At 41.4% G+C, this 25,513-nt stretch carries 21 protein-coding genes; 15 read left to right on the top strand and 6 right to left on the bottom strand.

Going from position 1 to position 25,513, the window contains the following annotated elements; genetic code table 11:
• Positions 1–4: 4 nt before the first annotated feature.
• Positions 5–814: an alpha/beta hydrolase gene (locus tag IGI82_RS14575; RefSeq protein ID WP_115232737.1), complete on the top strand. Its 810-nt coding sequence runs from the start codon at positions 5–7 to the stop codon at positions 812–814.
• Between the two features lie 82 nt (positions 815–896).
• Here IGI82_RS14575 and IGI82_RS14570 read toward each other — a convergent pair whose 3' ends face one another.
• Positions 897–2,114, bottom strand: coding sequence for an amidohydrolase family protein (locus IGI82_RS14570; protein ID WP_438842392.1), 1,218 nt, complete (start codon positions 2,112–2,114; stop codon positions 897–899).
• A 175-nt stretch (positions 2,115–2,289) separates the two neighbouring features.
• On the opposite strand from IGI82_RS14570, the gene IGI82_RS14565 reads away from it, so the two are divergent.
• The 8 genes from IGI82_RS14565 (at position 2,290) to IGI82_RS14530 (ending at position 14,077) form a co-directional block, all read left to right on the top strand.
• Positions 2,290–4,401 (top strand): glycoside hydrolase family 65 protein, encoded by a 2,112-nt coding sequence (locus tag IGI82_RS14565; protein WP_438842391.1) that lies wholly within the window; start codon positions 2,290–2,292, stop codon positions 4,399–4,401.
• 78 nt (positions 4,402–4,479) lie between these two features.
• Positions 4,480–5,820 (top strand): hypothetical protein, encoded by a 1,341-nt coding sequence (locus IGI82_RS14560; protein WP_438842390.1) that lies wholly within the window; start codon positions 4,480–4,482, stop codon positions 5,818–5,820.
• Between the two features lie 220 nt (positions 5,821–6,040).
• Complete coding sequence (gene guaD / locus IGI82_RS14555; RefSeq protein ID WP_438842389.1) at positions 6,041–7,396, top strand: guanine deaminase; 1,356 nt, start codon at positions 6,041–6,043, stop codon at positions 7,394–7,396.
• A 49-nt stretch (positions 7,397–7,445) separates the two neighbouring features.
• On the top strand, positions 7,446–8,729 hold the full coding sequence (locus tag IGI82_RS14550; RefSeq protein WP_284591100.1) for a uracil-xanthine permease family protein: 1,284 nt from the start codon (positions 7,446–7,448) through the stop codon (positions 8,727–8,729).
• 328 nt (positions 8,730–9,057) lie between these two features.
• On the top strand, positions 9,058–9,675 hold the full coding sequence (locus tag IGI82_RS14545) for a LysM peptidoglycan-binding domain-containing protein (RefSeq protein ID WP_413126218.1): 618 nt from the start codon (positions 9,058–9,060) through the stop codon (positions 9,673–9,675).
• A gap of 289 nt (positions 9,676–9,964) precedes the next feature.
• Positions 9,965–10,366, top strand: coding sequence for an MmcQ/YjbR family DNA-binding protein (locus IGI82_RS14540; RefSeq protein WP_115232732.1), 402 nt, complete (start codon positions 9,965–9,967; stop codon positions 10,364–10,366).
• A gap of 229 nt (positions 10,367–10,595) precedes the next feature.
• A complete protein-coding gene (locus IGI82_RS14535) occupies positions 10,596–12,305 on the top strand; it encodes an ABC transporter ATP-binding protein (protein WP_438842388.1) in 1,710 nt (569 codons plus the stop codon).
• 2 nt (positions 12,306–12,307) lie between these two features.
• On the top strand, positions 12,308–14,077 hold the full coding sequence (locus IGI82_RS14530; protein WP_074535446.1) for an ABC transporter ATP-binding protein: 1,770 nt from the start codon (positions 12,308–12,310) through the stop codon (positions 14,075–14,077).
• A gap of 210 nt (positions 14,078–14,287) precedes the next feature.
• Here IGI82_RS14530 and IGI82_RS14525 read toward each other — a convergent pair whose 3' ends face one another.
• The 5 genes from IGI82_RS14525 to IGI82_RS14505 all read right to left on the bottom strand — a co-directional run bounded on the left by IGI82_RS14525 (position 14,288) and on the right by IGI82_RS14505 (position 19,792).
• The gene (locus tag IGI82_RS14525) at positions 14,288–14,605 is read right to left on the bottom strand and encodes an RNHCP domain-containing protein (protein ID WP_170927546.1); all 318 of its coding nucleotides are present in this window, start codon (positions 14,603–14,605) and stop codon (positions 14,288–14,290) included.
• Positions 14,606–15,078: 473 nt separating this feature from the next.
• Positions 15,079–15,837, bottom strand: coding sequence for a DeoR/GlpR family DNA-binding transcription regulator (locus IGI82_RS14520; RefSeq protein ID WP_074535447.1), 759 nt, complete (start codon positions 15,835–15,837; stop codon positions 15,079–15,081).
• Positions 15,838–15,872: 35 nt separating this feature from the next.
• Complete coding sequence (locus tag IGI82_RS14515; protein ID WP_115232730.1) at positions 15,873–16,523, bottom strand: L-fuculose-phosphate aldolase; 651 nt, start codon at positions 16,521–16,523, stop codon at positions 15,873–15,875.
• A 19-nt stretch (positions 16,524–16,542) separates the two neighbouring features.
• Positions 16,543–18,324 (bottom strand): L-fucose isomerase, encoded by a 1,782-nt coding sequence (locus tag IGI82_RS14510; protein ID WP_115232729.1) that lies wholly within the window; start codon positions 18,322–18,324, stop codon positions 16,543–16,545.
• Positions 18,325–18,358: 34 nt separating this feature from the next.
• A complete protein-coding gene (locus IGI82_RS14505; RefSeq protein ID WP_438842387.1) occupies positions 18,359–19,792 on the bottom strand; it encodes a rhamnulokinase in 1,434 nt (477 codons plus the stop codon).
• A 182-nt stretch (positions 19,793–19,974) separates the two neighbouring features.
• Here IGI82_RS14505 and IGI82_RS14500 point away from each other — a divergent pair, with 182 nt between their 5' ends.
• From IGI82_RS14500 to IGI82_RS14475, 6 genes are read left to right on the top strand one after another with little or no spacing between them, the layout of a single operon-like run.
• Positions 19,975–21,294, top strand: a complete 1,320-nt coding sequence (locus IGI82_RS14500) for an alpha-L-fucosidase (RefSeq protein ID WP_375818120.1) — start codon at positions 19,975–19,977, stop codon at positions 21,292–21,294.
• Positions 21,291–22,250: a PTS sugar transporter subunit IIB gene (locus IGI82_RS14495; RefSeq protein ID WP_115232727.1), complete on the top strand. Its 960-nt coding sequence runs from the start codon at positions 21,291–21,293 to the stop codon at positions 22,248–22,250. Before IGI82_RS14500 ends, IGI82_RS14495 begins: the two co-directional genes overlap by 4 nt.
• Positions 22,247–23,053 carry a PTS mannose/fructose/sorbose/N-acetylgalactosamine transporter subunit IIC gene (locus tag IGI82_RS14490; RefSeq protein WP_074535453.1) on the top strand — a complete coding sequence of 269 codons (807 nt, stop codon included), beginning with the start codon at positions 22,247–22,249 and terminating at the stop codon, positions 23,051–23,053. The genes IGI82_RS14495 and IGI82_RS14490 overlap by 4 nt, the downstream gene beginning before the upstream one ends.
• The gene (locus IGI82_RS14485; protein WP_074535454.1) at positions 23,037–23,831 is read left to right on the top strand and encodes a PTS system mannose/fructose/sorbose family transporter subunit IID; all 795 of its coding nucleotides are present in this window, start codon (positions 23,037–23,039) and stop codon (positions 23,829–23,831) included. Before IGI82_RS14490 ends, IGI82_RS14485 begins: the two co-directional genes overlap by 17 nt.
• Positions 23,832–23,866: 35 nt before the next feature.
• Complete coding sequence (locus IGI82_RS14480; protein WP_438842386.1) at positions 23,867–24,568, top strand: SIS domain-containing protein; 702 nt, start codon at positions 23,867–23,869, stop codon at positions 24,566–24,568.
• 59 nt (positions 24,569–24,627) lie between these two features.
• Entirely contained in the window at positions 24,628–25,269 is a 642-nt protein-coding gene (locus IGI82_RS14475; RefSeq protein WP_438842385.1) for a copper homeostasis protein CutC, read from the top strand.
• The last annotated feature ends 244 nt before the right edge of the window (positions 25,270–25,513 follow it).

Raw genomic sequence — 25,513 nt, 5'->3', positions numbered from 1 at the left:
ACCCGTGATACATGAAAAAAGATCTGCACTTTTACCAGAAAGCCAAGCAAGTTTAACTACCTATGTCATCGAAAATTCTCCTGAAATGGAACCAGATCGTGTCCGACCAGCTGTCATCATCTGTCCTGGCGGCGGCTATGAAATGTTGTCGGATCGAGAAGCGGAACCTATCGCCATCAAAATGATGAGCTTTGGTTTCCAAGCCTTTGTGTTGCATTATAGTATAAAACCGGCTGTCTATCCGTTAGCCTTACAGGAATTGGCTGCTGCCGTTCGTCTTGTCCGCACCAATCATGACACCTGGCACGTCGATCCTGAAAAAATCATCGTTGCTGGTTTTTCAGCTGGTGGCCATTTAGCTGCTAACTTGGGTGTGTCTTGGCAGCAACCTTTTCTAGCAGAGGCTTTACAAGGAGCCAATGAAGAATGGCGGCCTAACGGGTTACTGTTGAGCTACCCAGTATTATCTAGTGGAGAACTTGGGCACCAAGATTCCTTCCGTTCATTATTAGCAGATCGTTACGAAACAGAAAAAGCCGCCTTGTCTTTAGAGACTTTAGTCAATGAACAGACACCACCAACGTTTCTTTGGCATACGTTAGAAGATGGATTAGTCTTGGCGGAAAACAGCCTCCTTTTTGCCGAACAGCTGCGCAAATTTAATATACCTTATGAGCTACACATTTTCCCTCGGGGCGGTCACGGGTTAAGTTTAGGAACGCCAGAAACCGCCAACAGCGATCAACACGGGATCGAAGCGTCGGTTGTCCGTTGGCCAGAATTATTTGCTGATTGGGTAAAATGGAATTTTTGAGAAACGTTTAATGATCGAAAGAAATAAGCCATTGTCTGCTCAGTTCAGACAATGGCTTTTCTTTTCGTTGTTATCAGATAGTTTATTCAGCTGAAAAGACAACCGTTCCTTGATAAAAACTTTTGCTGACGAAGACTTTGCGGGCGACAAATTCTGCCGTACAAGCAGCTGGTGTCAGCAAGAAATCAGCCGAATCACCAACCTTAGGCCATTGCTGCGCACCGTTTTTATCTAAGGGCACTTTGCCATCAGTAACCAGACCTAGGGCTTGCGTCAAGTCTTCCTGACTTTTGACAGCAAAAATCTCTAAATAGCGCGCCAGCTTTTCTTGTAAAGAACCGTCGCCAAGAGAAGACCAAGAATCATAGACATTGTCGCAACCGATATGAACAGCCACGCCATAGCTTTGCAATTCCTTCAGCGGCGGGATCGTTCCTGGGCTGATGGGAATACTTGAAATGATATGGATCTCTAAGTCTGCTAAGGCTTGAAAGACTTCTTTGCGTTCTTCTCCCTCAAAGTCATTTAGACCAAAGGCGTGACTGATCGCCACTTTTCCTTGCATATTGAATTCCTTCGTCAAACGAATCATTTCTTTAACGGTCGCTCTGCCAGCTTCTTGCCGATCATGAAGATGGAGGTCAATACCGACATGCCCTTTTTGAGCAAGTTCAAAAGTTGTTCGTAAGGAAGTTTTATAATCTTGATCGAGTGTATAAGGATCAACACCACCAATATAAGAAGCTTTGCCCGTTGCTAAGGCTTCTTCAATTAAGGAAGCAGCATTTGAGCGCAGCAAGCCATGTTGGGGAAATAAGACCAGCTCTGAACCAAAAGGCTGTTCGGCAACGAATTCAGTGATCGCATCAAAATAACGCAGCTGAGTCATTGGTTCAATATCGATATGTGAGCGGAACATCACCGCACCGTGAGGTAGTTCTAAATCAATCAGCGCTTGTCCGCGTTCTTTGATCGATAACGGTAAGGCATCTAATTGGGGAATCTCAGTTTCAAATCGTTCCACCAAGCTATCTGCTGGCGTTACTGGACGCCAAGGAGTACCTAATTTACTTTTGTCCAAATGACAATGTTTTTCGATCAATCCTGGCAACAATAACTGATTTTCCCCATCAATGATCGTCGCTTCGCTTGATGCCTGCCATTCAGTCATCGGCACGATCTCCGCTATTTTTCCATCATTGATCCCGATTGCTGTATTTTCTGTTTTGGTTCCATAAGACCAGTCGCCTTCTTTTAAATAACTCGTCTCAAGTTGAACATTTGTAAGCCATAAATCCAAGAAATCGCCTTCTTTCGTGTTTGCTTCATGGTATCATACATTCGCTGCTCGGCTCTAAAGAGATGCTTGTGGCAAAAGGACTAAGAGCTGAGCCTTGCAATCATTGGCTAGAAGTGTAGGATAGAAACTAAGTGAAGATAACGAGGAATAAACCAAAAGACTTGGAGGATAAAGGATGAAGAAAAACGACTTTCTATTGACAGCTGATGAGCTGTCCCATCAGAAAATGGAGTATCTAGAAACATTGTTCGCTGTAGGAAATGGGCAAATCGGCGTCCGTGCAGGGCATCCTTTGAAGGTCAATCAACTGTATCCAGGAAATCCTGGGGCGTTTGTCAACGGCTTTTTTGACAGCGAGCCGATTCAGTATGGCGAATGGGCTTATGGGTATGCAAAAGAACATCAAACGATTTGCAAATTGCCAAACTTGCGTGGAGTTATTTTGAAAATCGGCGAGGAGGATTCTTCGGTTGAGGAATGGCAAGTCGAACGAACGCAAATGAGTCTTGCATTAGCTGACGGGATTCTGACGGAAAGTTATCGGATAACTACTCCGACCGGAAAGTCTTTTGTGTTGGGGTTAACTTCGTTTGCATCAATGACGCGTAGTGAACTCTATGTTTGCCGCTATGAAGTGATAACAGCCGATTTTTCAGAACCAATCGAACTATCCCACACATTAAATCAGCAATTCTCTGTCAATAAAACAGATGATCCTCGAGTTGCCAGTAAGAATCATCAATTGGAAAAAGAACAAATGGGCGCATACCAAGTATGGACAGCACCAAATAGTCAAAAGCAAATCGCTATTCAGCTGCATCAAGAAAAGCAGTATTTGACAGTTGGAGAACCGTCAACTTCGATTTTTCAGGTCAAATTGCTGCAAAGGTTTGGTGAGACACCCTTTCAGCAGAGAGTCGATGAGTTTTCTGTCTTATTAAAAGAACAAGCGGATTACTATCAATCTTTCTGGCAAGCCAGCGATATTCAAATCGTGGGGGATGACTATTTGCAAAAAGGGATCCGTTTCAATTTGTTTCATTTGAACCAAGGTGCAGGGCGTGATGGGAAAACGAATTTTGCCGCAAAAGGGCTTACGGGTGAAGGATATGAAGGACATTATTTTTGGGATACAGAAATGTATCTACTGCCTTTCTTCATTTATACGAACCCCGAGATAGCCAAAAGCTTGCTTTCCTATCGTGCAAGTATTTTGCCGCAAGCCAAAAAACGAGCAAAAGAATTGAATCAAGCTGGGGCCTTATTTGCTTGGCGTACGATTGACGGTAATGAAACGAGTGCCTATTATCCAGCAGGTACAGCACAACTGCATATCAATGCCGATATCGTTTATGGCTTTCAATTATATGAACGTATCACGGGTGATCAACCCTTTATTGAAGAAATTGGTAAAGAAGTCGTTTTTGAAACAGCGAAATTCTGGTTTCATTATGGCACGTTTGTTGTAAAAGAAGGACAAGAGCGGTTTTGTATTCATGGAGTGACAGGACCAGACGAATACAGCGCTTTGGTAAACAACAATTTTTATACAAACAAAATGGTACAAAATAACTTACGCTATGCGGTCGAATTGGCCAAACGATACCATGTCTATCAAGAATTGATTGCCGATTGGGAAAAAGCGGCTGACTTGATGTACTTCGGTTACGATGAAGAGCGGCAGCTAACGAAACAAGATGATTCCTTCTTAGATCAAGCGCTGTGGCCATTTGAGGAAACACCTGCTGAGAATTATCCGCTTCTGCTTCACTATCATCCAATGATCATTTATAAGTATCAAGTATGCAAGCAAGCAGATACTGTTTTAGCAGAGATGCTGTTTACCCATGAATTTTCAGCAGAGCAATTAACAAGAGACTATGACTATTACGAGCAGGTGACGACCCATGACTCCTCGTTGTCTCGTTCCATCTTTAGTGTGATGGCTAGCCGAATCGGCGACACTGAAAAAGCGTATCGTTACTTTATGGATACCGCACTGATGGATCTCAATGATTTGCAAAAGAATGTTGTAGACGGTGTTCATGCTGCCAATATGGGCGGCAGCTGGTTGAGTTTGATTTATGGTTTTGCTGGTCTGACCTATGATCGCGGACTTCACTTGGCGAATCATTTGCCAAAGAAAATCGAATCACTGACCTTTACAATCACTTATCAGCAAGAAGCAATCAAAGTGAAGCTTCAAGGGGGAGAAATCGAATGCCAGTTACAGCCGAATAGTAAATTAAAGGTGGTGGAGGATAAGAATGGCCTTTGGATTAAATAGAGGACTTGCTTATAATGATTACCTACTATCAAGAATAGAAAAAATAATAAGACTACAATCAATAGTAGAGGAATTTAGATGATATACAAAAAATCCCATACCGCACTTTTGATCATCAGCAATACGATCACGATCATCCCGTATCTTTATTTTTTATCTTTGAGCAAAGAGCAGTCGCTAAGTGCAGCATTAGCCTTTGCGCTCTTTTATACCTTTCGCATGACAGGGGTCTTTTTCTTACAGACGCTTACGGCGCTTTTCGCACCATCATTGTTAGCAGCCAGTGTCTTGATCGGCGGCGCCGGCGCATTGGTGGGTATCTTGAGCACTTGGTGGAGCGTGGCACTCTTGCCAGCGGCTGGTTTGTTGGGGATCAGTGCTTCTTGGTTGCCGCCAGCTGATCTGATGGTACGCCAAAAAGCCAAGCTCACTGAACAGCCGCTGAAAAATGATTGGAAGGAGGCGCTGTTCTTTCTTTTCGTTTTACTGTTTGCCTTACGGTTGCCTGATGACCTTCAAGGCGTTGGCCTATTTGGCAGTTATTTTGCACTCTTTGTGCTGGCAGCTAAGAGTAGTCAAACCTTCAACAACCTCCCAAAAAGACCGTTGATGCAGCGCAACCAGTTATTCAACAAGCAGTTTTTGTTGTATTTCTTTTTCTTTCTCTTACTGTTTGGCTTGCGATCAGCAAGGCTGATCAAGTCGAATGCCCTGTTTGAATGGGCGATTACTGGCTTCTTGTTTCTCTTTGCTTTGCTGCTGATCACTTTAACGAAACGCAGCCGCTCGTGGAAACAGCCACTTCATCTAAATGTGCTCACCTTCATTCGTGGGGTGATCGGAAACTTTCTTTTTCTTTTCGGCTCGGTGTATGTTACCGGTCGACATGGAGCACAAGCGCTAAGCACGCACGTTTACTTACCATATGCACTGGGCCTTTTTGGTGCCATGTTTCTCGGAGGAAAACTCGCTCATCGTTTAGAAAAACAGCTGATACCAACATATTTACTTGGGCTGATGGCAGGTGTTCTTCTGTTCAGCAGCGACACACTGATTCCAATAAGTTTATTCGTCATTAGCTTCTTTAATGCGGGATTGAATCAATGGCTCACGAAACAGTATTTGACGGCAAAACCCGAAGCAATTGAGCAGCAGAGTTTAGCCAAGTATGCCACACAAAGCAAAGGGAGTCTGGTACATCAATTTCTTTTGATGACACTCCTGTTTGTCATTCTTCGTTTTGAACATCAGCCGCTGGCTTTCTTGTTTCAGCTATCAGGAACGACGGCAACGAATCAGACCTCAAGGATCCAAAGCTTTTTAGAGCCAGCAAAATGGGGCTCGATTGCAGGATTACTGTGTTTGCTAGTAGGTGGATTGGTGGTATTTCGCCGACAATCAAAGAAAACAAAAGAATAAGCGTCTTTAGCAGTCACTATCTTGATTCAAGACAGTGGCTGCTTTTTTTGAAATCGCATAAAAACCGAACGTTCAGCGTTTTATCTTCCTTTATGATAGTGAATTTTATTGCACTATTTTCGAATAGCGTTAAAATAAGAACATCGTGTTAGTGAAAAAGGAACATTAAATGAACGGCTTTTTCCTGACAATGTCTTAGAGAACGGGGGAAATCAAACAAATGGCAACCATTCGCTATTTTAAAGGAGATGTTTTCCATACGCCAACTGATGGAAAACTAGAATATATAGAAGAAGCTTTGATTCAAGTCGATGACGCAGGGATCATCACGAAAGTTACTGCCAAAACAGATCAAGGGTATGAGGTAGAGCTGGCAAAAGCATCAGAGAATCTTCAGGCTTTATCCGAAGGCCAGTGCTTTTTACCAGGATTTGTCGATCTGCATGTCCACGCACCACAATGGCCGCAAGCAGGGATCGCGTTAGATGAACCGTTAAATGTCTGGTTAGATGAATGCACGTTTCCACTGGAGGCAAAATATGCCGATCCAGCATTTGCCAAAGCTGTCTATCAAGATTTGGTGGCACAGCTATTGGCAAGAGGAACGACAACGGTTCTTTATTTTGCAACGATCCATCTAGAAGCGAGTCTTCAATTGGCGAAGACTTGTGCCACTCTTGGTCAACGGGGATTAGTCGGAAAAGTCGTCATGGACGATCCCCAAGCCAATCCTGCTTTTTATCGAGACGCGTCAACAGAAGAGGCATTAGCGGATACAGAACGTTTTATTCAAGAAGTACAAGCAATCGCAAAGACCGCACCACAAGGCGTTTATCCTGTGGTCACTCCGCGATTTGTCCCCAGCTGTACCGATGAAGGCTTGGCAGGGTTAGGCGCATTGGCTGAAAAATATGATGTTCATGTTCAGACCCACTGCAGTGAAGGGCAATGGGAACATGACTTTGTTCAAGAACGATTTGGTAAAACGGATACCGAAGTGCTGCAAGATTTTGGCTTGTTGCGTGAAAAAGCAGTGATGGCTCATGGCAATTTCATCAGCCCAGCTGACGGTGTTCGTTTTGTCGAAACCGGCGCCGCAGTTGCGCACTGTCCCATCTCAAATGCCTACTTTGCCAATGGCGTGATCCCAATCAAGCGCTTGAAAGAACAAGGGGTCACGATTGGTTTAGGAACGGATATCTCCGGCGGTTTTTCACCGAGTTTGTATGACAACATCAAACAAGCTGTGATGTCTTCGAGAATGTTAGAAGATGGCGTGGATGTCACGCTTCCTCAAAACACACGAGGAGTAGCTGATTCTCGTATATCCGTGATCGATGCGTTCTCATTGGCGACAAAAGGCGGCGGTGAGGCACTGAAATTACCAGTAGGTGTCATCAAAGAAGGGTATGCGTTTGATGCGCAAGTGATCGATACGCGACAAAAAGAAAATCCTTTGCCTGACTTCGGTGTGTTTACTTCACCCGAAGCAAGATTACAAAAAATCCTGTACTTAGCAACGATGCAAAATATTCGCCAAGTCTGGGTCCAAGGAAAAAAAGTACACGAAAAATGAGGAGAATGAGACAGTGGAATCAACGAAAAACAAACATTTAACGATCGGAATGAACGAAGACATTCCCTTTGGTCAAGCAGTACTTTTAGGATTACAGCATGTGTTGGCAATGGACGTGTATGTGCCGCCATTTATTATCGCAACCGCGGTAGCGATGTCCTCTTCAGACGCATCAGGTTTGATCCAATCGACCTTTTTAGGAGCAGGGATCGCTTCTTTGATCCAGGTCCTCTTTTTCTTGAAATTACCCGTATGTCAAGGACCATCCTTTGTACCCGTTGGAGCGATCATCGGTATTTATTTTGGTGCCAACGGCATGGACACGGTGTTAGGTGCCAGCATTGTTGGTGCCGCAGCAGTCATTTTATTAGGCTTTACTGGCATCTATAAGTATATCGTTCGTCATTTTATTCCTACGATCGTCAGTGGAACGATCATCATGATCGTTGGTTTGACGCTGCTGCCAACGGCATTTACTAGCAATATCTATCCTGCCACTGAAACACTAAGTGCCAATCAAAACATGTTGTTAGCTGCGATTACTGCGGCGATTTTGATCTTGTTTTCCATGTTAGGCGATTATTTTCCAGGAATGGGAAAATACTTCCGAATCAGTTCAGTCATTATTGCTTTGGTTATCGGTACCGTGATTGCTTCCTTTATGGGAGGCGTTGATTTTCAGTCGGTGGCGGATGCTTCTTTCTTTAGTCTGCCAAAACTGGTATTTCTAAACTATGGCCTGCATTTTGATGTTTCAGCGATCTTAACGATGCTAGTGATCTATATGGTTCTCCTAGCAGAAACAACAGGAACTTGGTATGCGGTCAGTTCTGTGACAGAAGAACCTGTTACGGATGAACAGATCAATAAAGGCGTGATCGGTGAAGGGTTAGGCTGCTTGGTTGCCGCCTTAGTTGGAACGACACCTGTAACTGGTTATTCTACCAATGCAGGGATCATTTCGATCACAGGGGTTGCTAGTAAAAAAGTCTTTGTGATGGCGTCCATTTGGTTTATCCTATTGTCCTTTATGGGAAAACTTTCAGCCTTGATTCACGCAGTACCTTCTGCTGTCATCGGCGGCGTGTTCGCGGTCGTCTGCGTCATTATTTTGTTGAGCGGCTTTCGGGTCATTAAGAATGAAGAGTTTTCCGAGCGGGAGTTGTATATTATCGGGGTACCGTTGATTATTGCCATCGGCTTGTTGTTTATGCCAGCAGAAATCAAAGAATCCGCTCCTCAATTCTTACAATATTTATTAGATTCACCGATTGCTTTAAGCGCTATTGCGGCGATCATCATGAATAAATTGATCCCAGTGAAGAAAAAATAGAAAGTAAATGAGGAATGAGACCTTGTCTCGTTCCTTCTTTTGTTACAATCCTGTGTAAAAAGAGGGTTTTTTGTAATATAGGAAAGGTTTTCTAAGGTTAACTGGTTTACCTGAAAACAAAATAACTGTAATGTTAAAAATTACAACAGAGTAAAGCTTGATATGATAGGATTCTCAAATTCTTACGAAACGTAAGGCAACTGTCGTTTTCGTAATCATCTGTAATGAATTCTTTACCTATGAAATATTCTTCGATGTTAGACTTGTTTATGCGCTTGAGTCATCTCAAATGACGCAAAATGAGTTTCAAAGAAGGAGATTTAATTATATGAAGTCTTTAAAAACTGTTTTACTTAGTACAGCTGTCCTTGCCGGTTTCGGCCTTTTCTTAGGTGGGAAAGACGCCTTTGCAGACGAACAATACACTGTTCAATCTGGTGATACATTATCAACAATCGCTACTAACTTTTATGGTTATAGCTCTGATGATACGATCAATGCGATCGTTGAAGCAAACGAGATTGCTGATAAAAACTTGATTTTTGTTGGGGAAGCATTGATCATCCCTACAGATGGCACTGCAACTTATACAGAATCTGCAAGCACGACTGCTGCAGCAAGTGTACAACAACCAAGTGAACCAGCAGCTTCACAATCAAGCAACACACAATCTGCTGCTGCAAGCACTCAAAGCAGCTCAAGCTACAGCTCTTCAGCTAGCGGCTCAGAAGCTTCAGCAAAAGAATGGATCGCAAACAAAGAATCTGGTGGTTCTTACACAGCGACAAACGGACAATACTATGGCCGTTACCAATTAACCAACTCTTATTTAAATGGTGACTATTCAGCTGCTAACCAAGAAAAGGTTGCCGATGAATATGTAGCATCACGTTATGGTTCTTGGTCTGCTGCCAAAGCATTCTGGGAAGCAAATGGTTGGTACTAAGATTCTAAAATGAATCTTGTCTATGACATCTAGTAATCAATTGCCCTTATTGGCGAGTACAACTTACTCGCTGATGAGGGCTTTTTTGTATCTTCTGCGAAAGGTGAATGAATGTAACGCCGCTTACAGCTGCATGTAACGTCATTATCAGTCGACATGCCACTGATAAAAAATCCCTTTTTCCACGACAACCATGTATAATAGTAGGAAATAGAGCAGAAAGCGATTCAATCTGTCAAAATTGAGACAGAAAATGGCGATTTTGATAGCAGAAAGTGGGGGAAACACAATGAGTACATCGATTGAAGAAAAAATTGCACAAAAAATGCAGCGATTTCAAGCATTTGGGGAAGGCTTGCCGGGAGCCAAAGTCTATTATCGCGAAGATTGGGATGCAATCTACTTTGATTTAGTAGGAAAGCAGTTTGGAATCATGAGTCCACAACCAGAAGAAACAGCGTTTTTGACTTTGAAAAATCTGCCCGAGGTCAACGAAACGCTGCGAGAGCAATTTCCTGACGTCATCATTCCGGGGTATTATGCCAATAAGACCCATTGGAATACCATCAAGTTGGCATCTGATGCCTTGATGGAAGAAAACATCGAACAAATGATTTTGGTTTCCTACGATTTAGTCAAACAAAAACTGACAAAAAAACAAAAAAGTGAGCTGGAAAACAGCGAATTGTAAGTCAAAGATTTAGCGACAAAAAATAATCAAACCAGTATCGAGGATCATCATAATCCCTTTACTATTCGTTATTTTCGACAACATTTATGCAATATTTTCAAAGAGCTTTCATGAAAGCTCTTTTTGTTTTATTTGTTCGCTTGTTTCCCGTCGTGATCCATGGTAAATTGTTGTGCAACCGAAATTTTTTGGCAGTCTTTTCTGCTAAACACAAAGGAGTGGTACGTATATGGATCTGGTCTTACGCCATGTCAAAAAATACAAAGCGGCAACTGGCATTGCCTTATTATCGGTCATTTTAATGGTCGTTGCTGCATTATGGCAGCCGAAGCTCTTGCAGCAAGTGCTAGAATCAATTATTACCGAAAACAATGATGAAATGAAAAAAATTGGTGTGCAGCTGATTGGGCTAGCATTGCTAGGCCTTGTTGCAGGGATTATCAACACGATTTTTTCTGCGAAAGTGGCGCAAGGCGTTAGTGCCGATATTCGGGAAGAGATGTTTCGGAAAATCCAGACATTCTCATTTGGTAATATCGAAACCTTCTCGGCAGGAAACCTAGTGGTGCGCTTGACCAATGACATCACGCAAATTCAAAACTTAGTGATGATCTCGCTGCAATCGTTGTTTCGCATCCCGTTCTTATTTATCGGTGCCTTCATTTTGGCGATGACAACCATGCCGCAACTTTGGTGGATCATCGTCTTACTGATTATCGCTGTCCTAGTGATTACGGCACTCTCCTTTACACGGATGGGCAAACACTTTATGATCATCCAGAACTTGATCGACAAAATCAATGGGATTGCCAAAGAAAATTTGATGGGGATTCGTGTGGTGAAATCATTTGTTCAAGAAGAAAACCAGCTACAAGGCTTTTCCAAAGTCAGTGAAACGTTAACGAAACATAATATTATCGTAGGAACCTTGTTCTCTGTCATGATCCCCTCCTTTATGCTGGCAGCCAACTTAGCCGTCGTCGGCGCGATCTTCTTTGTCAGTGATCTAGCGAAAGATGATCCAACCTTGATTGGGGGAATTGCCTCATTCATGAATTATTTGATGCAAATTATGATGGCGATCATTATCGGCGGCATGATGATGATGATGACATCGCGGGCTGCAGTTTCGCTAAAACGGATCAAAGAGATTCTAGATACCGAACCGGATCTAAAATACCAAGATGTCCCAGAACAAGAGTTGTCTGGAAGTGTCGCTTTTGAAAACGTCAGTTTCCGTTACCCTGGGGATGAAAAAAATGCCCTAACGGCTATCAGTTTTACCATCAAACCTGGCGAAATGATTGGGATCGTAGGGGCGACTGGTGCCGGCAAATCAACACTGGCGCAGCTGATTCCCCGTTTGTTTGACCCAACGGAAGGTGTCGTGCGAGTTGGCGGCGTTGACTTGAAAGAAGTCAATGAACAAAGCTTGCGTAAAACGGTCGCTTTTGTCTTGCAAAAAGCGATCCTCTTTTCAGGAACGATTGCCCAAAACTTGCGGCAAGGGAAAAAAGACGCCTCAGAATCTGAGATGTCTCGCGCAACGGAAATCGCCCAAGCCAGTGAATTTATTCAAAAATTGACCGCTGGGTTTGAAGCGCCGGTCTCCGAGCGCAGCAGCAATTTTTCTGGAGGACAAAAGCAACGCTTATCGATTTCTCGAGGGGTGATCGGTGAACCGAAAATTTTGATTTTGGATGATAGTACGAGTGCATTAGATGCTCGTTCGGAAAAATTGGTTCGCGAAGCGTTTGAAAAACAATTAAAAGACACGACAACGATCATCATCGCGCAAAAGATTGCCTCTGTTGTGAAAGCCGACCGCATCTTCGTTTTAGATAATGGACGTCTGGTTGGTGAAGGAAGCCATGAATTTTTAGCCAATAACAATGCTATTTATCAAGAAATCTTCGCAACACAGAAAGGAGAGGAGTAACCATGACAGATTTGTTCAAAGCGAGTAAATTTTTCTACCATTACTTAAAACAATACAAGTGGTCGTTTCTATTCATTTTTGTGACGGTGATTCTGGCAACGTATCTGCAAGTGCAAGCGCCAGTCTTTGTCGGAGAAGCGTTCCAAGAGTTGGCGAATTATGTTGGTGGTTTGATGCAAGGTGTCGATGATAAATCAGCTTTTCTATCGATCATTTGGAAATTGTTGATTTTTTATGTCTTAGCCAGTGCAGCCAATTTTGTTTATAGTATCTTGTTCACGCAAGTGGTGGGGAAATCAACCAACAGAATGCGGATCGGTTTATTTAATAAACTGGAAAAATTGACGATCAAATTCTTTGATTCTCATCAAGACGGTGATATTTTGAGCCGTTTTACCAGTGACTTGGATAACATCCAAAACAGTCTGAACCAAGCATTGTTGCAAGTGCTGACCAATGTAGTCTTAATGGTGGGAATCTTGATCATGATGTTCCGTCAAAACGTTGAATTGGCATGGGCAACGATTGCTTCTACCCCGATTGCGGTCTTAATCGCGGTGATCGTGATCCAAAAAGCCCGCAAATATGTCGATCTGCAGCAAGATGAAGTCGGAAAATTAAACGGCTATATTGATGAAAAAATCAGTGGTCAACGAATCATCATCACCAATGGACTGCAAGAAGAAACCATCGATGGTTTTCTGGTCCACAACCAACAAGTCCGCGAAGCTACCTACAAAGGGCAAGTCTACTCTGGGCTGCTTTTCCCCTTGATGCAAGGAATGTCCTTGTTGAACACGGCAATCGTGATTTTCTTTGGTGGCTGGTTAGCATTAAACGGTGACTTAGAACGTTCCGTTGCTTTAGGATTAGTTGTGACCTTTGTCCAGTATTCGCAGCAGTATTATCAACCATTGATGCAGATCTCTTCTGGTTACAGCATGATTCAATTGGCGATCACCGGTGCGCGCAGAATCAATGAAATGTTTGATGAACCCGATGAGGTCAAACCAAAAGACGGGATCAAAGTGAAGGGCATCAAAGAGGCGGTTGCTTTGAATCATGTGGACTTTGGGTATGACAGTCAAAAATTGGTCCTAAAAGATGTCTCGATCACAGTCAACAAAGGCGAAATGGTCGCATTAGTCGGACCGACGGGTTCAGGAAAAACGACCATCATGAACCTGTTGAATCGCTTCTATGATGTGAATGGTGGTTCTGTGACCTTTGACGGCATCGACATCCGGGAGCTAGACTTGGATCTGCTGCGTTCTCAAGTGGGAATCGTTTTGCAAGAATCCGTGTTGTTCTCAGGGACGATTCGCGAAAACATTGCTTTTGGGAAACCAGAAGCGACTGAAGCCGAAGTCATTGCAGCAGCGAAACAAGCCAATATCCATGAGTTTGTTATGACGTTGGAAAAAGGCTATGACACGGAGATCACCGAAGAGAACAATCTTTTCAGTACTGGTCAAAAACAATTGATGAGTATTGCCCGAACGATTTTGACCAATCCAGAATTGTTGATTTTGGATGAAGCCACCAGTAACGTTGATACCGTGACCGAAGCGAAAATTCAACGAGCAATGGATGAAGCAATCAAAGGACGAACCAGTTTTGTGATCGCCCATCGCTTGAAGACGATTTTGAATGCCGACCGCATCGTTGTCTTGAAGGACGGCGAAGTCATTGAAGAAGGCAATCACCATCAATTGGTGGCGGCTGACGGCTTTTATGCAGAACTGTATCACAATCAATTCGTTTTTGAATAAGCGCAAACCAACGTAAAATCATCAAGAAGACACTAGCAGGACAGCCCGCAATTTCGTCAACCAATCGACGAAACAGCGGGCTGTTTTTTTTTTTAGGTTAAAGCAAGCGCTTCTTATGACGACAATGTCTATGAGCAGTTAGTGGTATAAGAGATCCGTTGATCTGATAAACAAAAAAGACCAGCCTTAAGCATGGTCTTCTTTGGTTTTTTAGTGATACGCAGCGGTTTGAGTCAACCACTCAATAAAATGGTCTGGCTGTTGCGTATCCTGTGCCACGATATTCCACTGCTGGTTTTTGCAGCGGGTGCATTCATGCAGCAGCTGATAGCCTTTTTTGGAATGTTGGCGATAGTCAATCGGTCGCATCAAGCCATGACAAGTATTTTGACGATCACCCGGGCGAATATCCACGTGTAACGAGTAGAGACACTGGGGACAATGGTTGCGGTAAGAACCATTGGTCAAGGGTGCCACAGGCGTACTGCAGTTTTTACAAACAAAGGTCGTATTTTCATCTTTTCTCATTTTGCTTTCCTCCAAAAGAATGATTTCTTTTGAGAGAAAAGGGTTCCGTTCGTTCTTCATCAGGCTTCTTTGGCTAGGGACACATTCACCGTCCGTAACGATTACTTCTGCTTCCAGCTTCATGCGATTTCGCAATCCGTACCACGCTTAGTTTTTTCGTATTGTGCTAAGCACTGTGTTGCGGCAGCCCACAACCCAGCAGTAAGTGTAGTCCAAAGTCACTGTCATTGGCGTCGTCCCCTAGAAAGCAATTGAGGAATGCTTTTTCATCGAGTACCTCCTATGTGTTTATGAGGGTATTATAGCAGAAATAAAGTGGTCGATGATTAAATGAGGACCGCAAAGAAAATATCGCTCTTTCAAAGAAGCTCGTTTTTCTGTCAACGAACTAAAAAAACTATAACCGCAAGCAGTTATAGTTTTTAGTTCGTTCCAAAAATAGAGCGGCATAACTTGCAAGTAAAATTTTGAGATTAAAACAAAAAATCAATATTAAGTATTTGTGCGCGTTTTAGGTATGTTTCTGGCGGTTTTTTATTACTGATGATACACTCCAATGCTGACCAATCGGCGAGTTTATACGCGTGTTTTTTTTCAAATTTTGTATCATCGACAAGCAGAAGGTTCTGCTGTGCCATACGCATAATTTTCTTCTTAAAAAGGGCCTGTGCAAAATTAGCCTCATAAATTCCCTCGGAGTCGATACCCGTAGAACTTAAAATAAACAAATCAATTTGAAACAAGTTTAGGAAAGAGTTGCCATAATCGCCAACAACACTTTCTGCATCTTTTATCGCCTCGCCGCCGATCATATATATCTTTGTCCCTTCTTGGCTTTCATGTAATAATTCATAGGCAATTTGTAGTCCGTTAGTAATAATTACGCTATTTGATAACTCTGACAGATAGGGAAGAAGCGCTTTGGCAGTTGAACTGGAATCGATAAAAATACTCATTCCTGGTCCTAAAAAGGTACTGGCAATCTCGGCAATGTATTCTTTTTCATGAATCATGACATTTTCTCGGTACCTAGTTGAGATCACATGGTTTCTTTCAACTTCAAGTACAACGCCTCCACGATATCGGCGGATCAAACCTTCTTTTTCAAGTAGCAGGAGATCTCTTCTCAGTGTAGAAAGAGAGCAGAACAAAGCTTTCTGTAGATCAATATTGTCCATCTTTTTATGCTTTTTTAATAATGTCAATATTTGTTTCCTTCTAGAATCTGTCATCCTTCTATCTCCTAGCAAGAATTTTCTTTATTTTATCATATATCGTTCCTTTTCTGTCCATAAGTTTTAAAACGGACAGCCATGTTGGCCATTTCCCCATCATTAATAATTGATGGACTACCGATATGAGTTGCTAATATATGAACCTTAGCACAATATTCTAGTTCTTCCAGTACGTTAAAAGCATCAAAAAGAGTTGTCCCTCCTGTAAGAACCCCGTGGTTGGCTAACAAAACTGCTTTTCTATTTTGCATCGCTTTGAAAGCATTTTGTGCAAGTTCTTCCGTTCCAAAAGATGCGTAGTCAGCACAACGGACGTTTTTGCCGGCGACAGCGATCATATAGTGAGAAGCAGAAAAAGGTTTTCTTGCCACAGCAAAAGCTGTTGAGTAAAGCGTATGGGCATGAATGACCGCATGGAGATCCTGGCGCTGTTCATACATAATACCGTGCATACGCCATTCGCTTGAAGGTTTTTTTATTCCTTCGATAATTTCTCCGGTACAGCGCATGAGAACAATATCTTGAGGGGCGATCTCAGAAAATGGAATTCCAGAGGGAGTAATCAGCATAAGATCTTTTTCCCGCAGATAAAGACTAAGGTTTCCGCCAGTTCCTAGCGTATAACCTAAATCAATAAGCTTATTTCCATAATCAATTAATTGCTGTTTTTGTTCTGAATACATTGTTATCCTACTTTCATTATTATTTATAGAATGCGTCAAAGGTTTTGCATGCTGCAAAGTCAGCACTTTCAAGATCTTTGGTTCCAAATCCATCAAAAGCGTGTGGTCGAAACAATCGTTCTCTAGGTATATTGTGTAAAGAAACTGGAATTCGCAACATGCTTGCTAAAGTGATTAATTCTGCTCCTATATGACCATGTACACTGGCACCATGGTTGCTTCCCCAAGAAGACATCACACGATAGACATCTTCAAATCCAGTTTCACCTAAATTAGGAGCAAACCAAATTGTGGGCCAAGTTGGATCAGTCCGATTGTTTAAAGTATCATGGATCGCCAAAGGGAGCACACAAGAATATCCTTCAGCAAGTTGGAGGGTGGGGCCGACTCCCTCAACCAGATTGATACGTATTAAGGTCAAAGGTAGCTCAGCTTGTAAATGATATTGACTGGAAAAACCGCCTCCTCGGAAGTACTCATAATTTGCACGACACCATTTCGTTTTTTCCAAACAATTTTTAATGTCTCGATCTGTCATATTCCAAAACTCTTTCATGGTAGGCATCCCGTCATTGTCTAGACTGCCGCCGCTTCCATCAAGGGCACTTGCACCTGAATTTAAAAGATGCAGGACACCGTTTGCAGCTTTTCCTGATAATTGATGACCAGTCAGCCGCTTGACAGATTCTGGACTCCAGAAAGTACGCACATCCGAGAAAACAGCAGCTTTATTTGTGAGTAAGCTTCCAAAAAGCATAGCTGCGGCATTACAAGTGTCATTTTCTGTCGCAAAAGCAATAGGCTGTTTTGGACCATTCCAATCAAAGGTACTTGTTAAAATCGATTCTAAAAAATCTCCGTTTGGCAACCAATCAGTCCATTGACGCTGACCTTGAAAGCCGCCAGAAATAGCATTTTTTCCTTTTGCTTCTTCAACCCAACCAAGTTCAGTTAAACGCGGATTTCCCAATAAAATGTCCCGAACGATAATGGTTTGCTTTGCAATAAAATTCCACTGTTCTGAATCTGGAATATAACGAGAATGTGTTATTACATCTGGATAATCTTTTCCTTTATTAACATCGATCCCCTCATTACAATACTCAGTAATCCATTCACGTAATTTCTGGTACTCTTTTTCATCATAGATACCTAGTTCAATTCGTCTTAGTATTTCGATCATATCTACGTATTCAACATGCATCCCTAAATATTTTTCAAAAAAAGATTGATCAATCTGACTTCCTGCAATCCCCATCGAGGAACTTCCAATATTCACATAGGATTTATTTTTTAATTCTCCCGCTGCAATACTGGCGCGAGCAAAAAGCAGAATTTTTTCTTTCACATCTTCTGGAATATTGGTATCATCATGGTCCTGTACTTCTTTTCCATAAATTTTATAAGCAGGCATTCCTTTTTGAGCGTAGGCACTCATAGCCGCAGCTAAAAACACTGCTCCTGGTCGTTCCGTTCCATTGAACCCCCAAACCGCTTTAAAAGTGTCAGGCCGAAGATCAAGTGTTTCGGTTCCGTAACACCAGCAAGGGCTTACAGTTAAAGTTGCAATGACGTCGTTTCTTGCAAATGCATCGTCTACAAAGCTGGCTTCTGCAAAACTGCCGATTGTTTTATCCAGCAGCATACATTTGACCGGCGTTCCATCCATATAAAACAAAGTTGATTCGATAAACTCCTTCACACTTACAGCCATCGCCATCGTTTGCTCTTCAAGTGCTTCCCTGACACCGCCTTGTCTGCCGTCAATAGTTGGTCTAATACCGATTTTTGGATGATTCATTTTTATTCCTCCTGTCTTTTGCTAAAAGAGATCTTTACTTTGAGAATAGCGATTGATATATCTTATAGGCATCCTCAAAAGAATCATTTTTTTTTGGATAATAGTGTTTGAGTGGAGCATAGTTTGCCACAAGCATAATCAATTCTTCTTGAGACTTTATTTCTTTTAAAGAGGTGTATTGTGCAAGCGCATTTCCTAAAGCGGAACTCTCTGGATAACATACTGTGATAGTACATTTGGTTAAGTCAGCAAGGAGTTGATTTAACCAAGAAGACCTGCTTCCGCCGCCAAAAAGAAAAATTGTTTGCGGCGACTGTGTTATCAAAGCTTCAAATATCATTGCGTATTTAAAAGCTAGGTTTTGATAAATTGTCGTGATTAATTCTTGCGGAGAGGAAAGTCGGCTATATCCTTGTTTTTGACCGTACGATTCCAATAGGGCGGTGAATTCTCCTTTCTTAGAAAATCGGTGATCGCCAGTGTCGAAATAAAAAGAGAGGGGTTTGGTATTGTTAAGCGGTTGTAAATCCTCGATAGTCAATGAATGCTTTTTTTGAATCGCTGTCAATGCTTCTTCGATGTACCACATGCCTAGTAAGTTTTTTAACTGCAAAATCTTTCCATCGCCTGATTGCTCATAAGAATAGCCGTTTTGTAAAGGATGACGTAGAGAAATCCCGCTCTCTTCTTTTTTTCCTAATACTGACCATGTGCCTGATGACAAGAAAATGCTTGTGTGTTCTGTGCTCGGTAATGCGTAGACAGCACTGGCTGTATCATGCTGCATAACGGAGTAGACTGGAATAGCCGCTTGCTCAATAGGCACAGTACCTACCTGTGTATAAGGAAGCACGATTGTTGAAAAAAGAGCAGGATCAATGTCTATTTTTTTTAGTAATTCACAGGACCAGTTGTTTTTCTCTAAATCGAATAATTGACTCGTAGAAGCAATCGACGTCTCGGAAAGCAGCGATCCTGTCAATAAAAAATGAATTAAGTCCGGCATCATTAATAATTTTTTGGCTTTTTTTATTTTTTCTGGATGTTTCTCTTTCAGATAGATAAGCTGCGAGCTGCTGTTAATGGATGCATTTTCTATTCCTGTTTTTTGACGAAAGAGATCAGGCAAGTCTCTTCCATAATGACTATTTTCTTGAAGAAGCATGGTTTGGTAACTTAGAGGATCCATCACTAATTGATTATTTTCATCAATTAGTCCAAAATCACATCCCCATGTATCAAAGCCGATACTTTGGATTTGATATTGATGGTAAGCTTTTGCAATAATTTTTTTGATGTTTCTTTTTATCTTTCTCATGTCCCAATGATACTCTTTAGAGCTTGATAGGTAGTATTGGTATTGGTCAAATCGGAAAACCTCAGCTTCTTCCAAGTAACCGTTCTCTAAACGATAAACAATGCCTCGAGCGCTGGTTGCGCCCAAATCGAATGCTAGTACAGCAGTCATAGTGTCCTCCTAATTTATAAATAATTTCGTAGGTCATAGTCAGTTTAGCGGATAAAACTGCTTTTTTTTAGTATTGAACAAATTTATGAACAAACATCAAGAATTTCTCCATATATAGCCAAAACAAGATGTAACCGATATCATTTAGGTGGTCGATCAATTTGAATTTTCGGGAGGATAACATGGCAGAAATTACAAATAGAAAAAAATGGTTCTCAGAAAGCAGATATGGTTTGTTTATCCATTTCGGATTGTACTCCGTAGCGGCTAGACATGAATGGGTTCAGACATTAGAAGAGATCAGTGTCGATGAATACAAAAAATATTTTGATCACTTCAATCCAGATTTATTAGATCCTAACGAATGGGCAAAAAAAGCAAAAGAGGCAGGATTCAAATATGTCATAATCACCGCAAAGCATCATGATGGTTTTTGTTTATGGGATACTAAGGAGACAGATTATCAAATTTGTAATACAAACTATCGAAAGGATCTCTTAAATGAACTAATCGAAGCCTTCCGAAATGTTGGAATGAAGATCGGTCTGTATTATTCTCTTCTGGATTGGCATCACCACGGATTTGAAGTAGACGGCTACCATCCTATGAGAAATAAGCACGAATATATTGAACGTCATCCTGGCGATATGCATACTTATCGCAAATTTATGTCAAATCAAGTCAAAGAACTGCTTAGTAATTATGGAAAGATTGATTATATATGGTTTGACTTTTCATATAAAAGTAGAGATTGGGGAACTTCATTAGGAAAAGGAGCAGAAGACTGGGGAAGTAAGGTTCTGGAAACACAAATTTTACAGTTGCAACCCGATATTTTAATCAACGATCGTTTAGGATTAGGTAGAGGTGTACAAACACCGGAACAATTTTCGAGAAACAAAGGATTGGAAGACGAAAATGCACTGTGGGAAACTGTTCAAACTTTAAATAATAGTTGGGGATATGATCGTGACAATCTTCAATTTAAATCAAGTGAGCTAGTTCTCAAACAGCTTATCGATACCGTATCGAAAGGCGGAAACTTTACTATGAACATCGGTCCGAATGCCAGAGGGTTGTGGGATGACCGAAGCGCATCTATCCTTTCAGAAGTAGGGCAGTGGCTTGTCAGAAATGGTGAATCGATCTATGGTTCAACTTCGTGCAGCTATCGCCCACCAATCGATTGCCGCTATACTCAAAAAGGGGATAAATTGTATCTTCATATTTTTAGTTGGCCGTATCGAACAATTCTATTGCCTGATTTAGGTGGGAAAGTTTCTTTTGCACGATTGCTTCATGATGGATCTGAAATACGTTTTTCAGATACAAAAAACTTAGGAGGAGAACGGGAAGCGACGACTGATCTTTATAAAGAAATCACAGAAGTTCATATTAAGGAAGCTTTAGATCCGACTATGCTGATGCTCAATGTTCCAATCATCAAACCAAATGAATTCGTTTCAGTTATTGAATTAACATTAAAGGGGGCGCTTGAATGAGTTGTGGGATTGTTTTGATAAGTCATGATGTATTCGCTGAGGGGATAAAGAAGACGGCGGAAATGATAATGGGTATTCAGGAAAATGTTGAATCTTGTGTTTTTTATTCGGAAGCCAGTCCGTTAGATTTCAAGAAGGAATTACAAGAGGTGGTAAATTGTTTTGCCGAAGAAGATGAAATTTTGATTCTTGCAGATATTTGGGGCGGAACACCTTTTAACTGTGCTATCCAGTTAAAAGAGACTTCTTCAAGAAACATTGAGATCGTTGCAGGAATGAATGTACCAATGCTGCTTCAAGCGTTTAGTTTGCGTATGAATGACAAAGTCTCCTTAGCGCAAATTGTAAATGATTTGCTGAAAGAAGGAAAAGAAGCCATTCGGTCCACGAGAATGATGGACAAAGAAAAAGTTTCTAATCTTACGCCCATACTTGAAAATGGTGACAATAACAAAACAACTCATCTCGGAATTGCACATGTAAGGCTGGATGAGCGATTGATTCATGGACAAGTAGCAACACTCTGGATAGGGAGTCTTGGTGTAAACCGAGTGATGATTATTGATGATGAGATCGTGGATGATGAAATAGCCAAAGCATCGTTAAAAACAGCTATTCCAGGAGGTATAAAGCTGAGCATTCTGAAAGTTGAAACCGCTGCTAGGCGTCTTAAAGAAGGTCTATACGAAGGACAAAAGGTGATGATCATTACGAAGACGATTCAAAGTATATTTAAGCTGATCGCTTTAGGTACACCAATCAATTATGTCAATCTTGGTAATGCGAGTGCAAAAGAGGGAACTATCCAAGTGAAAAAATCACTGTTTTTAAAAGAAGAGGCGATCAAAAAAATATTAGAATTGGAAAAGCGAGGGATCATTTTTACTGCTCAAATGGTACCAATGGAAGAAGAAAAAGCTTTTTCACAATTATATAGAAAGCAGGGGACGAGATGAACATTGAGATTTGGCAAATCATCGTTTTATCATTATTAGGATTCTATGCAATCGTTGAGAATTTAGGAATAAACATCTTTGCAAATCAAGCGTTGATCATGGGGACCATCACAGGACTTGTCATGGGAGACCTTGAGATGGGTTTAGCTGTTGGAGCAACACTACAACTTATGGGTTTGGGGATTCAAGCATATGGTGGTGCAAGTGTACCTGACTACATGACTGCAGCAATTGTCGGGACTGTCTTCGCAGTGACAAGCGGGCGAGGAGTAGAATTTGGTATTGGTTTAGCAGTACCAGTTGCTTTATTAATGATTCAACTAGATATTCTCGCACGATTCTGTAATGTGTTTTTCCAAAAGAGAATTGATAAAGCAGTTGATGAAATGAAACCAGCAAAAATAAAACGATATCATCTATTAGGTACCTTTAGTTGGGGATTATCCAGAGGCGTTCCAATTTTTCTCGTATTTAGTTTTGGAGAAACGATTGTTGAATTTGTTTCAAATGTTATTCCAGAGTGGTTGACAGGTGGATTGTCTGTTGCCGGTGGAATGCTACCGGCAGTAGGTATAGCCATTTTGCTGAGATATTTACCTGTAAAGAACTTTCTGACCTACCTGATCATTGGTTTTATAGCAGTCGCCTATTTGCAGATGCCGATGTTCGGTGTTGCTTTATTAGGATTTGCATTGGCGCTCTATCAGTTTAAAAAAATGACAACTTCTGTTGGTAATGGTAATTTTTCGGCCGTGATGAATGATTCTAAAGGAGGTCTAGCAGAAAATGAATACGAAGATTAGTCAAAAAGATTTAAATAAAGTTAGTATCGATTGGCTATACGGTAGTCAGCTGTCATGGAATTATGAACGTATGATGGGCGGCGGATACTTATATGCGATGCTTCCAGTCATTGAGAAGCTCTACAGTGAAGACAGCGAAAAACGAAAGGCAATGATGAAAGTTCACAGTCAATTTTTTAACACAACTCCTCATATGGGCGGATTTATTCTCGGTATGGACATTGCGGCGGAAGAGGCAGAGGGTTATAAAGCTAAAGATACAGTTGCAAGCTTAAAAACGGGTCTAATGGGTTCATTTGCTGGTGTCGGGGATACAATTTTTGGCGTGTTATTTCCAACGGTCTTTGGTTCTGTTGCATCTTACTTGGCTTTACAAGGAAATGCGATAGGTGTAGTGATTTGGCTATTAGTCAACATTGCGATTTTGGTTTTCCGATTTTTCACTGTTCGTATTGGCTATCATCAAGGTGTAAAGCTTGTAACCAGTATGTCTGGACATCTCAATGCTTTGACTAATGCTGCTACTCTGTTGGGGGTTACAGTCATTGGTGCAATGATTCCATCAGTTGTAAGGGCACCGATTGTGTTGACTTTTGAGACTGGGGAAGTCTCGTTAAATATTCAAGAGACATTGGATCAAATTATGCCAATGCTTATTCCAGCATTATTAGTTGGAATCATTTATTGGCTATTAGGGAAAAAACATGTAAATTCGACCCGAGCAATTTTAGGGATCATCGTACTATCAATTCTATTACGTGTATTAGGTGTGATGTAGACAACTGAAGCAGTATAAAAAGGAGTGAATTCAAGATGTTAACTTTTTTTGAAGAATGCAAACGATTAACGAAATTGCTGGAAGAAAATGAGTCGGGAAACATCACTAAAGCGGCAAAAATCACAGCTTCTGCAATTATGAATGGCGGAATCATTCAGTCATTCGGCAGCGGTCATTCCTATGCTGCGGCTATTGAAATCAGTGGAAGAGCCGGAGGCTTGATTACAACAAAAGTCATAATGGATCCTGCTGGCGGAATGTATGAACAGTGCGAAGGTGTTGGCAAGACATTGATGCATAAAGTGCAGATTAATGAATGTGATGTTTTTTTCTTAATATCGAATTCTGGTCGAAATCCTATGGCAATTGAGATGGCGAAAGAAATCAAAGAACATGGGAATAAATTGATCGTAGTAACTTCTTTAGATGTCTCAAAACGTGCGGAATCGAGACACAGCAGCGGAAAAAAACTTTACGAGTTTGCAGATGTCATTTTGGATAATCATTCTGCTTTTGGCGACGCTTCTTTGGATATTGACGGCCTTGATACAAGGGTCTGTGGAACGTCATCGTTTGCTGCAGTGCTTTTATTACAGCAAACAATGTATGAAGCCATTCAACTCATGGTTGAAGAAGGCTATGAGCCGCCGGTCTATCTAAGTGCGAATATTGATGGCGGTCATGAGCGAAATCTGCAGATTGAAAAACACTATGCAGAACGGATTTTTCATATTTAAATGCTGGCAGAAGTCATATTTAGGAAACGGCTTTCGGATGCCTAGAGAGGAGCAAACGATTGACTAGTGTTATCAAAGAATTTTGTGCAGAAAATTTGGAAACAATTGCAGCAGCCATTGATTCTGGAGCCAATCGAATTGAATTGTGTGATAACTTAGCGGTTGGGGGGACGACCCCTTCCTATGGAGTGATCAAACACGCCCTTGCGATTGCTCATTCTAAAGAAGTTCCAGTAATGACAATGATAAGACCGCGAGGAGGAGATTTTTCCTTTTCTGAAGAGGAGTCTGCAGCGATGCTGGCGGATATTACGATCTGTCGACAGCTTGGTTCCGATGGTGTGGTTTTTGGTTGTTTAAAAAATGGATGGATCGATGAGGAAGTAATGGAACGATTGATAAAAGCATCAGGGGAGATGCAAATTACCTTTCATATGGCTTTTGATGAGTTGACAGTTGAGAAACAGCTAAAGGCGATTGATTGGCTAAGTCATAGAAATGTTCATCGGATTTTAACTCATGGCGGTCCTGCACACAAAAGTATTGTAGAAAATTTTGCTCATTTGAGAAAGCTTATAGAATATGCAGCTGATCGACTGATTATTTTACCAGGGGCAGGGATAACTTATAGGAACGCAGCATCTGTTCTAGATGCATTGTCGATCAATGAAGTACACGGAACAAAAATAGTGCCGTTATAGAACATCCAAAAAGTGATGAACTGATCTAAAGCCGATCTGCTCGTGGTCAGATCGGTTTTTTGCTATACATAAAAGATGTCACCAACAGCACAATCGTTTCATGTTTGTGGCGATGAAGGATCTATTTATATAAGTTAAAAGTTATGTTGGGTATTTTTCGATTCGTGGTTAACACTCTATAAAATAATGAACTGGTTAATAGAAGCAATGAGGAAGATAAGAAAACTGCGGCAGTACCAAGCAG

Origin of the sequence: Enterococcus sp. AZ067, assembly GCF_051715005.1 — a bacterium.
Classification (GTDB): domain Bacteria; phylum Bacillota; class Bacilli; order Lactobacillales; family Enterococcaceae; genus Enterococcus_D; species Enterococcus_D casseliflavus.
The sequence above is the reverse complement of the archived record's forward strand: the minus strand, read 5'-3'. Positions and strand labels throughout refer to the sequence as shown.